The organism is Actinomyces sp. HMSC065F11 (genome assembly GCF_001813085.1).
In the GTDB taxonomy this organism is placed as follows: Bacteria; Actinomycetota; Actinomycetes; order Actinomycetales; family Actinomycetaceae; genus Gleimia; species Gleimia europaea.
The window spans coordinates 142,176-153,140 of sequence record NZ_KV811472.1 but is presented as its reverse complement, the minus strand read 5'-3'; the positions used below and the strand labels follow the sequence as shown (position 1 = coordinate 153,140).

Here is a 10,965-nt window from a genome sequence, read left to right as displayed (position 1 = left end):
TGTGGGAGAGTAGGAAACCACCGCTATCATTCTTCATTTTTGAGGGGTCCTAACCAGTGTTTGGTTAGGACCCCTCAAAACAATTCACCCACCCTAACCCAAACCCGCTGCACTGCCACCAATACTGCGTGTCCACCACACCGTCACGGAATATTTAGCATCCGGAGCATACTGCGCTGAGCCCCACGTTAAGGGCCGCGGTTTCTATTTGTGGACTATGTCGTCGTGGCTGTGGCGGAATCCTGCTGGTTCTAACTGCAGCGTTGTGTGCGTTAGAGAGACGCCATGGTGTTCGCGCAAGCATTGCTCGGCGTTCAGTAGCACATCAAGACCATGACCTTGTGCAAAGCACTCGTCGGAGAGAATGATGTGGGCGCTGAACGTGTTTTGACCCGTACCAATGGTCGACGCATGCATATCGTGCACGTCCACAACATGCTCTAGACCAAGTAGATGCTTGCGAACCTCATCGAGGTCAAGTTCTTTTGGAGTGAACTCCATCAGAATGCGGGCGGCCGAACGTAGGATCACCACGGCCCTCGGCACAATGAGCGCGGCGATAATAAGGCTCGCAATCGAATCTGCCTGATGCCATCCTGTGGTACTAATGATGATCGCTGACGCGATGACCGCGACCGAGCCAAGAGCATCATTTAGAACCTCAAGGAACGCGGCCCGCATGTTTAGATTGTGCTCGCGCGCTCCGGAGAGCACGATAAGACTGGCGATATTACCAAGCAAACCTATGATTCCTACCATCAGCAGGCCCGTGCCTTCGATTTGAGGGGGAATGATGAAGCGGCGGATCGCCTCTGCCACCGCGTACACGCCAACTCCGATGAGGATGATTGCCTGCATTGCAGCGGCGAGCACCTCGGCGCGCGCCCACCCCCAAGTGCGTTGTTTACTTGCCTGTCTGGCCGCGAGTTTGGCGGCGATGAGAGCCATACCCAAACCAAGAAGATCAGTTAGCACGTGTCCGAGGTCAACGAGGACGGCGAGGCTCGAAGTTACTACAGCGCCGATCACCTCTACAATCATGACCGTTGCAGTGACCCCAAATGCGAACCAAAGTCTGTTGGTTGGCGCGCCTGCTCCGTGGTTATGCTCGTGGCTCACTGTTCATCTCCTGTGCCGTTTCCTTATGGTATCTATCTTAGTCTTTTACCGGCGAGACATACTAAGCGGTTGCCGTAGCGCAACTAGGTATGAAGCTCCATTTTACGGGAGCCTTCGCGATGGATACGACGGCCACTTTGACAGTGCCGCGCAACTCGAACTCGCCGTTTGCGGGTATCCACATGGCGTTGCCTCTTGCAAACGGCTGTTGATCGACAAAGCCGTTCCCATCTATGGCGACTATGACGGTGTCGGCGCTTGCCGCGCCTCGTAGGCCTCTTTCACTTGCATCCGAAACGTCGAGGCGGAAGTCCTCTACGTCGGGTTGATATGTGAGGACGCTGCCACCACACTCAGAATGCTCAACAGGTTCCACAAGAGTGGGGGTAGAAGAGCGCAGGTTTGCAGTCGAGAGCAATCCTTCGACGTCGACGTGCTTACTTGTGAGGCCAGCACGGATCGTGTTTGCCGACGATGACATAACCTCGAATCCCACGCCGGACAGGTACGAGTGAATCGTGCCAGAGGGAGTGAACAGGGCCTGGCCTGGCTCTAAGTCGACGATGTTCATCAATGCGGCCACGAGCAGAGATGACTGGCCGGGGAAGAACGAGTGCACGAACTCAAGCATGCCTGCGCGTTTAGCAATCGCAGGGTCCGAGTGGCGCGCTAGTTCGCCGCATCGGCGCGCGTATTCCTCCACGTGTTCGATGGGCGGTTTCAACCCGTCGCGTAGAGCTGACGCGGCAGGGCGTTCCAGGCCTTGCTCACGAATTAGCTTGGCAATATGCAAAGAAAGGGGAGTGGATACCTCTTCGTTGAATCGAATGAGTTCTTGCTCCGGGGCAAAACCAACTAGCGTACGCCACGGGGTGAGGGCGAGGAGCATCTCCGGCTTGTGGTTGCGGTCTACAAACACGCGATCAGGTGAGTTCAATGGGATGCCGAGTTTGTTCTCTCGGTCAAACCCTGCTTCGGCCTCTTCGATGGATGGATGCACCTGTATTGAAAGGGGCTTTGCAGGTGCTATCAGTTTTGCGAGGTAAGGGAAGCCATCAACGTGGGCGCCTTTCCCGCGGGGAGCTACGACGTCTTCGAGGAGCGTTCCATCTTCGAGCTGTGACGGACCGCCGCGGTGGGTGCCGTACCAAATTTCAGCAAGCGGCTCGCCATCTGCAGGCGTGCCACAAAAGTCGTGGAGCGCATGCAGGTCACCCCAGTCGTAACGCATGGGGTAGCCGGAGATTCTACGTGCCGTTGGATTCAATCGATCTCGCTTTCATTACCGGCATTCAGTATAACTAAAAGCCCGTTTCGTCGTGTTTTCGATCAAGCGCGTCGAGTGAGGTTCTGCTGCCCCGTCTGTCCCTACGCTACTTCGCGCTCACTGCGGGTACACCGCTTTGGGATGCATGAGAGAATCAGATTATGCACTTGGTTGTCACTGGAGGAGCGGGCTTTATCGGGTCCAACTTCACGTCGTTGGCTTTGGCTAAGGGGGCTAACGTCACGGTGCTAGATGCTCTCACTTATGCCAGTGGCAGGCAGTTCGTTGAGGCAGACATGAAGCTGTATCCGAACAGGTGCAAGCTTGTTGTAGATAGCATCTTGAATCGGGAAACCGTTTACGACCTCGTGCGCGACGCCGATGCTGTGGTCCACTTTGCGGCAGAATCGCACAATGATAATTCTCTACGAGATCCCCTGTTGTTTATGCGTACGAACGTGGACGGCACGGCGATGCTTCTCGAGGCCGCCCGCGAGTTCGACGTGCGTTTTCACCACGTCTCAACCGACGAGGTGTATGGCGATCTGCCATTGAACACCCACCAGAAGTTCACAGAAGAAAGCCCGTACCGGCCATCCTCGCCATATTCGGCTTCGAAGGCGGCGGCAGATCATTTGGTGCGAGCCTGGGTGCGTTCATTTGGATTGCGAGCCACGATTTCTAACAGCTCGAATAATTTTGGGCCTCGTCAGCACGTGGAAAAGCTGATTCCTCGAACTATAACGGAACGTCTGCTTGGTCGGTGTCCGCGCATCTATGGAACAGGCCAAAACGTTCGCGATTGGATCCATGTTGACGACCATAACGAGGCCGTGTGGCAGATCCTCCAACACGGGCAAGTTGGCAGGACTTACCTAATTGGGGTGGAACAGCAGCGGTCGAATTTAGAGGTCGTGAAGTGCATCAATACCCTTATGGGCGCTGACGAGAACGACTTCGAGTTTGTTGCGGATAGGCCGGGACATGACCGCAGGTATGCGCTGGATGCGCAGTGGATTCGTGCTGAGCTTGGGTGGGCTCCCACGCGCCTAGGTTTCGAGGACGAGCTTGCAAACACCATTCAGTGGTACGAGCAGAATCGCGCCTGGTGGGAGCCGATGAAGGCTTCCACGGAGCTGTGCCTATTGAAGCAGGGGTACTGAAACCCGCACTTCCGGCCGTCGGTGCCTTTTCGACTATAACCCCAGCCTCGTCTTCAACGACCGTGAAGGGAAGTGGCAAATCGAGGGGTAGTTTTTGCCAGTTTGGGTCGGAATACTGTTTGGGATGGTTGCGGGAGTAGGTATTCAGAGGGGAAGTGCCGAATCTGAGGGTAGTTTTTGCCACTTTGGGTCTGAATACCGTTTGATAAGTCCCCGCCCTGCAAGGTGTGCCTATGTTAGGTGTGCCGATGATAGGTGTGCGATAGGAGCGCAACTAAAAGGGCGGGCAGTTCAAATGAACTGCCCGCCCAATCGCTTATGCGAATGCGGTTTAGAGGCCGCCCAGGACCTGCGCCACGAGGATCTTGCCGATCATCGCGACGGGGTAGATCAGAGCGTAGCCAAGTGCAACACGCGGGTCCGCGTTGGTACGTGAGTTCGCGAATGCGAGCACCGCAGGCTGGGTTTGTGAGCCGCCGAGGAAGCCGGCGAGCTGCGTGCCACCCATCTTGAAGATCCACCTCATGACCATGTACAGGCCAACAGCCATAATCGAGGTGACTACCATGCCGAGGATGAGGATATTCAGCCAGGAGCCGGATGCAAACGCCTCACCGATCTGGCCACCTGCTACCGTGCCCGCTTGGGCGAGGAAGACGAGCAGACCGAACTCGGAGAGCACCATCGCAGCGGTGTAAGGAATAGCGGTGACAACCTTGCCGATACGTCCGATCTTGCCGAAGATCAGACCAACAATGAGCGTGCCGGCCGCAGATCCGATTGAGAAGTACTCGCCCGATGGGGTGAGGATCGGCAGTTCGCCAAGAACAATGCCGAGCGCCATGCCAAGACCTAGTGCAACCGGGTTGATGTCAGAAAGACCGCGCGCGGAGTCCCCGAAGAACTTAGTAATCTCACGCATCTTCGAGGTCGGGGCTACAACGCGTACGCGGTCACCCTGCTGAAGCACGAGGCCCGGTTCGCCAACCATGTCGATGTCACCGCGGCGCACGCGGGAGATAGTTGCGGAGAACTTGTTTCCCATGTCGAGGTCTGCAACGGTGCGTCCAGCCAGCTTCGGGTCGGACACAGTGATGCGCCGGAAGTCCAGGTAAGAGCGGTCTTCCATGAGGGAGTGTGAAGAGCCATGACCAAGTTCGGTTGCAACGCGCGCAACGAGTTCGCGCGGGCCTACAACAGTTACGAGGTCGTCGTGGTTCAGTGAGTCGGACATTGCCGGTTTCTTGATTGGGCCGGTTTCGCCGCGCCTGATTCGCGAGAAGGTTACCTTCTTGCCCATCATTTCGTAGATGTCGCCAACCAGGGGTTTGTCGGAGCGCTCCACGCGGATGGTGCGGTTTGCAAGTGGAGACGGCTTATCAGTGTCGTTCTTGCCGGCGCGTAGCGCCGCCATGGCTGCGATCATCATGCCGATTACGCCAAACAGGTAGGCAATGGAGTAACCAACGGTTGCAAGGCCCGGGTCGCCAGATGCTTGTCCGGCGGCTGCCAGTGCCGGCGTGTTAGTGAGTGCGCCAGCAAAAGTACCGGCAACGAGGGCGATGTCCATGTCGAACACGTAAATGCCGAGGCCGTAGGCAGCTCCTGCAGCAACTATGTAGAGGGCGACAGTGGCCAAGATAGGGCCGAGAGCTGTCTTAATGTTATGGAAGAAGCTCGGGCCAGAGTTAACACCGATTGCAAATGCAAAAACCGCGAGGCCAAGAACGCCAAACACGCCCGGAATTCGGATTTCTACTCCGAGGGTTTCTGCCCATGCGGATACAAAAATCGCTAGGAATAGAACGGCGGCGGCTCCAAGAGACACGCCTTTAAGTTTGATATGTCCAACGAGCATGCCCACGCCAATCAAGATGAAGAGCATGAGGACCGGCTGCTCGGCAAAGAAGGTGAATATGCTTACCAATTCTTTCTTGTACTCCTGACTAAAACTTTCCGGGCGGTTTCAGTTTCTTTGACACTGTCTTCGCCGCCCCTGGTCTTTCATCGCAGGGTTTCGTTCTGGCGTTTTACGCCATATAAACCATAGCATGAAGCTGGGCGCACATTTTCTCGCTAAAACTATGATTGTTGGAGAAAAATTACACTGTGTTTGGACTCGCTTTAGTTAAGCAATGATCTTTGATTTTCTTGGTGAATCAAATGTCCACCCCGGGTCAGTAAGCATGCGTGAGATGGCGAGCCCGACGCCGATAGCGAGGATCACGAATGATACTTCCGCAATCGAGGCGAAGGCAGTGAGCGTTTCGCCTTGGTTGACTGCCGTGATAGCGCGGTAGAACGGCACGCCCGGGATCATGATGACCACGGCTGGTACGGATAGCGTGACGCGGGAAGAGCGGACCTTTGTGGATAGTAGCGCGGCGAAGAGGCCAACCAGCATGCTCATCAGGCCAACCATCGCCTGGTTTGGGTATCCGAGAGAAACCAGCAGGATCCGCAGGGGATTCAAAAGGGCGCTAACCAGGCCTGCGGTTGCGGCGATGGATAGGGGAGTGTTGAAGAGTACTCCAAAAGAAGTAGCGGCAATGAATGTGGCTAGAGAGTTTAATGCCAAGAGTAGGAGCGGTGCGATAACCATTGGCGCACTGGGTTTTACAGACCAGTTGGTTACGAAGGTTACTGCCCAGACGGATACGCCTGCCGCCACCATTAAAATCGCAACGTAGGTTCCCCTTGTAATGCCCGCATTTAGGTCTAGGCGTACAAGGTCAAGGATTGCTGTGACCAGCGGAAATCCGGGCACGAGGAAGAGGATTGCAGATACCGCTCCGGCCTGGTGGGTGTTATCGGCGAAGCCGAAAGAAACCATCATTGAAACCGTGCCGATATAAATGGAGGTCGCGATCGCGGAACAAACCATCCAGGTGGCTACGTGGTTAAATCGTTTCCCCAGCATCATGGAGCGCACGTATTGGCCAAGGAAAGCGGCCACGAGTACCGCCAGGCATTCGATGGGGCCGCCCTTGTTCAAGAACGCGAATCCGGCGCAGCCAACTCCTGATGCTACTGCTAGTTGGAGGCGCGAATATAGGTGTGGTTGCGCCGCGATCGCATCGAGGGCTTGGTCGGCGTCCTCTGCGAGCATGTTGGGACGCAGTGAGCGAGTGAACTGTCTAAGGGCGTCGATTCGCGCCGCGTTGACTCCTACTGCGCGCTGTTCTACAACTTCTGTGCGGAACGTGTCCGCTTTGAAAGCCGTAGTGTTGAGCTCCATTAGTGACGCGTGGGTTTCAAGTTTTTCAATCCCGATGGCATGTGCGAGGCGCTCCATAGATGCTTTGACGCGATAGGAGCCGGCCCCAGCAGCCATGAGCATGCTACCTAGTTTCACAACGACGCTCGTTTGGTAGGCCAAGCGTTCGCGCCTGATGCGGTTCTCCCGCACCTCTTCTTCTGTCAAAGACAGAATCTGAAGTTGCTCGGCTAGTTCTTCTGAATTTTCAGCGGTATTCTCCGTAAGCGCCCTGATGACGTCTTCGGTTGGTTGAGGTGCGGGCGAGGGCTGGTTGGCTGCCACAGCTGTAGCAACATCCTCGCCACCTGTATTGGCCTTGCGAAAGCGGCTCTTGAACGAATGGAATATTTGCCTAGACACAATGTGTATTCTACTTTTTGCGATCTGGGCGAAAAAGTTTGAAGCACGTAAAGGTGCTCACACCACGTGCGGGGCTCGAATTGGCATAACGACTGGTTCGACCGTGACCAAGAGAGTTCTGGCGCCCTGAAAGACGTCAGCATAATTTGATTCTTTAGCTCCTAGCGCCGCGCGGACTATGTAGATGACCGCTTGCGGCCCGCATCCATTATTTGAGATCGTTGATCACTGGTTTCACGTTTTGCGTTCAAAGTTGCGTAGTGTGTACCCATGGCTTACTCAGTTCAGATTGTCTCTTCGCGCCGCGTGATTATTCGTAGGCGTGCGGGTTTTGCTGGATAAAGATAAGCCGCACGCCTTACCCTCGCACCCCAAAAGGTCGAGGGTTTTTTATTGCCGCCCTAGCCTTGGGAGACTGAAGTGAAGACACAGGGAAGATCTAAGTCGAGGAAACCGCTTCCTAGCGTCGACGTTCATCTTGGTCGCGAACAAGCGGCTAAGCCGGAGCGTATTAGTGGAGCGAGCGCGGTTGTGCGCAGTCTTGAAAACCTGGATGTGACGGATATTTTCGGCATGCCGGGTGGCGCGATCATTCCCGTTTATGACGCGCTTCTTGATTCGAAGAAGCTGAATGTCATTTTGGTCCGCCACGAGCAGGGCGCCGGTCATGCGGCTCAGGGTTACGCGATTTCTACGGGCAAAGTAGGTTGCGCCGTGGTTACCTCTGGTCCTGCTGCAACGAATACATTGACGGCGCTCGCGGATGCAAACCTCGATTCGGTGCCGATCGTTGTGATCACCGGTCAGGTGGGAGCCAGTTTCATCGGAACCGACGCGTTCCAAGAAGCTGACATTGTGGGCGCGTCTATGCCGCTTGCGAAGCACTCCTTCCTCGTGACGAAGGCCGAGGACATTCCTAGCAGGATTGCGGAAGCGTTCTACCTGGCATCTTCGGGCCGGCCCGGTCCCGTCCTCGTGGATATTACAAAATCCGCGCAAAACGAGATGCTTGATTTTTCGTGGCCATCAAAGCTTGATCTGCCCGGATATCATCCGGCTTCGCGCCCACACAGCAAACAAGTTCGCGAGGCGGCGAAGGCGATTCATGAGGCCGAAGCTCCCGTGTTCTACGTGGGTGGTGGCATGATCCGTTCCGGGGCGAGCGAGGACCTAGCCAAACTGGTCGAGCTGACGGACGCACCCGTGGTGACAACCCTGCCGGCTCGGGGTGCGTTCCCCGATTCAGACCCGCACAACCTGGGAATGCCGGGTATGCACGGAACTGTGGCTGCTGTGGGGGCACTGCAAAAGGCAGACCTCATTGTTTCTTTGGGAGCGCGTTTTGATGATCGTGTGACCGGTAAGCTGGATTCGTTTGGGCCCCGCGCGAAAGTTGTCCACGTCGATATTGACGCTGCAGAAATCTCCAAAAACCGTTATGCCGACGTTCCGATTGTAGGGGACTTGGCACTCACCATGAGCGCGCTCGTAGCCGTTGCAAAACCGTTATATGAGGAGGAGGCAACCAACCTGTCCGGTTGGTGGCGCTACCTGAACCGATTGCGTGACACGTATCCGCTGGGTTACGAAGAACCGGGCGATGCTATGGCCCCGCAGTACGTGCTCGAGCGCCTATCCGAAGTGGTAGGGCCGGACGCCATCTATACGACGGGCGTGGGCCAGCACCAGATGTGGGCGGCGCAGTTCGTTAAGTATGAGAGGCCGCGTAGCTTCATCTCTTCGTGCGGGCTTGGCACCATGGGGTACTGTGTGCCCGCGGCGATGGGCGCGAAGGTCGGCAACCCGGATAGGGTTGTGTGGGCGATCGATGGTGATGGTAGCTTCCAGATGACTAACCAGGAGCTCGCCACTTGCACTATCAACAACATCCCCATCAAGGTGGCTATTATTAACAACTCCGTGCTCGGCATGGTGCGCCAGTGGCAGAACCTGTTTTACAACGAGCGATACTCACACACCTACTTGAACACCACGGAAGCGCAGATTCCGGATTTCTTGAAACTCGCAGATGCCTACGGCATGGCGGCGCGTCGGGTTACTAAGCCGGAGGAAGTTGATGAGGCAATCGAGTGGGCAATGTCAATCAACGACCGCCCCGTCCTCATCGACTTTAGGGTGTCGAAGGATGCGATGGTGTGGCCGATGGTGGCTGCGGGCGTCTCCAACGATGAGATAAATTACGCGCGCGGTATCGCGCCTGAGTGGGAAGAGGACGTCTAATGAGTGAAATTCGTACACTTGCGGTGCTTGTTGAGAACAAGCCGGGTGTGCTCATGCGCGTTGCCTCCCTGTTTGCGCGCCGCGCGTTCAACATCCGTTCGCTTGCAGTGGGAGAGACCGAGCACCCGGAGATCTCCCGCATGACCGTGGTGGTGGAGGTGGATAAGCATCCGCTGGAGCAGATCACGAAGCAGTTAAACAGGCTGGTGAATGTGCTGAAGGTCGTTGACGTGTCGGCCTCCCCCTCGCTAACGCGCCAGCTGGTGCTATTTAAAGTGCACGCGGATGACGAGCGCCGCACCGCGGTGCTTCAAATCGTTGAGCTTTTCCGCGCTCACGTAGTAGATGTTTCGCCCACCTCGGTTGTTATTGAGGCCGTGGGGGATAGTGAAAAAGTTAACGCACTTCTCACTGCGCTTGAACCTTATGGCGTTTGTGAGATCGTTCAATCAGGGACCCTGGCGATTGGTCGAGGTCCGCGTTCCATAACCGATCAGCTAAAGGAGAAAGATCGTGGCTGAAATTTTCTATGACGACGACGCCGACCTATCCGTCATTCAGGGGAAGCGCGTAGCGATTATTGGCTACGGCTCCCAGGGACACGCTCATGCGCTTAACCTGCGTGATTCGGGTGTTGAGGTTGTGGTTGGCCTGCGCGAGGGTTCTAGCTCGTGGCAGAAGGCTGCTGAAATGGGGCTGCGTGTAGCCACGATTGCTGAGGCTGTGAAGGTTGCGGATGTGGTTATGATCCTCACGCCGGACCAGGTGCAGCGCGTGGTTTATGCACAGGAGATTGAGCCGAACTTGAAGGACGACGCTGCTCTATTCTTCGCGCACGGCTTCAACGTTCGTTTCGGCTACATTGCGCCAAGTGCGGGTCACGACGTCTGTATGGTTGCTCCGAAGGGCCCGGGCCACACGGTTCGCCGCCAGTTCGAAGAGGGTAGGGGCGTGCCCGCGATTGTTGCGGTAGAAAACGACGCGTCCGGCCAGGCCTGGGACGTTGCGCTTTCCTACGCTAAGGCCATTGGCGCTACTCGTGCGGGTGCAATCAAGACGACGTTCAAGGAAGAAACCGAGACGGACCTGTTCGGCGAGCAGTCCGTGCTGTGCGGCGGCGTATCGCAGCTGATTACCTACGGTTTTGAGGTGCTGACCGAGGCCGGTTACCAACCTGAGATAGCTTACTTTGAGGTGCTCCACGAAATGAAGCTGATTGTGGACCTCATTAACGAGGGAGGCCTTACGAAGCAGCGTTGGTCTTGTTCCGACACGGCAGAGTACGGCGATTACGTGTCCGGTAAGCGCGTGATCACGCCTGATGTGAAGGAAAACATGAAGGCTGTGCTCGCTGATATTCAAGACGGCACTTTCGCAAAGCGTTTCATTGCGGATCAGGATGAGGGCGCGCCCGAGTTCTTGCAGCTACGCAAGGAGCACGAGTCGCACTCGATCGAACAGACTGGCCGCGAGCTTCGCAAGGCTTTCGGTTGGACAGATGAGGACGAGGACTACACGGGAAGCGCAGCGCGCTAAACCTGGCTTTAAGTAGAAGT

General features: G+C 56.1%; 8 protein-coding genes. 4 read left to right on the top strand and 4 right to left on the bottom strand.

The features are described from left to right. Window positions 1-204 precede the first annotated feature (204 nt). Window positions 205-1,119, bottom strand: coding sequence for a cation diffusion facilitator family transporter (locus HMPREF2891_RS06430; RefSeq protein ID WP_070664551.1), 915 nt, complete (start codon window positions 1,117-1,119; stop codon window positions 205-207). A gap of 61 nt (window positions 1,120-1,180) precedes the next feature. After that, window positions 1,181-2,386, bottom strand: coding sequence for a mannose-6-phosphate isomerase, class I (gene manA, locus HMPREF2891_RS06425; protein WP_222566275.1), 1,206 nt, complete (start codon window positions 2,384-2,386; stop codon window positions 1,181-1,183). A 161-nt stretch (window positions 2,387-2,547) separates the two neighbouring features. Here manA and rfbB point away from each other — a divergent pair, with 161 nt between their 5' ends. Beyond that, window positions 2,548-3,549: a dTDP-glucose 4,6-dehydratase gene (gene rfbB, locus HMPREF2891_RS06420; RefSeq protein ID WP_070664547.1), complete on the top strand. Its 1,002-nt coding sequence runs from the start codon at window positions 2,548-2,550 to the stop codon at window positions 3,547-3,549. A 331-nt stretch (window positions 3,550-3,880) separates the two neighbouring features. On the opposite strand, the gene HMPREF2891_RS06415 is transcribed toward rfbB, so the two are convergent. Continuing rightward, the gene (locus HMPREF2891_RS06415) at window positions 3,881-5,434 is read right to left on the bottom strand and encodes an aspartate:alanine exchanger family transporter (protein ID WP_070620679.1); all 1,554 of its coding nucleotides are present in this window, start codon (window positions 5,432-5,434) and stop codon (window positions 3,881-3,883) included. Window positions 5,435-5,677: 243 nt separating this feature from the next. Next, the gene (locus HMPREF2891_RS06410; RefSeq protein WP_070664545.1) at window positions 5,678-7,168 is read right to left on the bottom strand and encodes a threonine/serine exporter family protein; all 1,491 of its coding nucleotides are present in this window, start codon (window positions 7,166-7,168) and stop codon (window positions 5,678-5,680) included. 420 nt (window positions 7,169-7,588) lie between these two features. On the opposite strand from HMPREF2891_RS06410, the gene HMPREF2891_RS06405 reads away from it, so the two are divergent. Genes HMPREF2891_RS06405 through ilvC form a run of 3 tightly spaced genes read left to right on the top strand, consistent with a single transcriptional unit; the run spans window position 7,589 to window position 10,945 of the window. Next, window positions 7,589-9,409 (top strand): acetolactate synthase large subunit, encoded by a 1,821-nt coding sequence (locus HMPREF2891_RS06405; protein WP_083311284.1) that lies wholly within the window; start codon window positions 7,589-7,591, stop codon window positions 9,407-9,409. After that, the gene (ilvN, locus tag HMPREF2891_RS06400; RefSeq protein WP_070664543.1) at window positions 9,409-9,930 is read left to right on the top strand and encodes an acetolactate synthase small subunit; all 522 of its coding nucleotides are present in this window, start codon (window positions 9,409-9,411) and stop codon (window positions 9,928-9,930) included. The genes HMPREF2891_RS06405 and ilvN overlap by 1 nt, the downstream gene beginning before the upstream one ends. Next, a complete protein-coding gene (gene ilvC / locus HMPREF2891_RS06395) occupies window positions 9,923-10,945 on the top strand; it encodes a ketol-acid reductoisomerase (protein ID WP_070664541.1) in 1,023 nt (340 codons plus the stop codon). The genes ilvN and ilvC overlap by 8 nt, the downstream gene beginning before the upstream one ends. Window positions 10,946-10,965 lie beyond the last annotated feature (20 nt).

Excerpts from the sequence above, each read along its gene's own strand:
- rfbB (WP_070664547.1), top strand. The coding sequence starts at position 2,548 with ATGCACTTGGTTGTCACTGGAGGAGCGGGCTTTATCGGGTCCAACTTC.
- HMPREF2891_RS06415 (WP_070620679.1), bottom strand. The coding sequence starts at position 5,434 with ATGCTCTTCATCTTGATTGGCGTGGGCATGCTCGTTGGACATATCAAA.
- ilvN (WP_070664543.1), top strand. The coding sequence starts at position 9,409 with ATGAGTGAAATTCGTACACTTGCGGTGCTTGTTGAGAACAAGCCGGGT.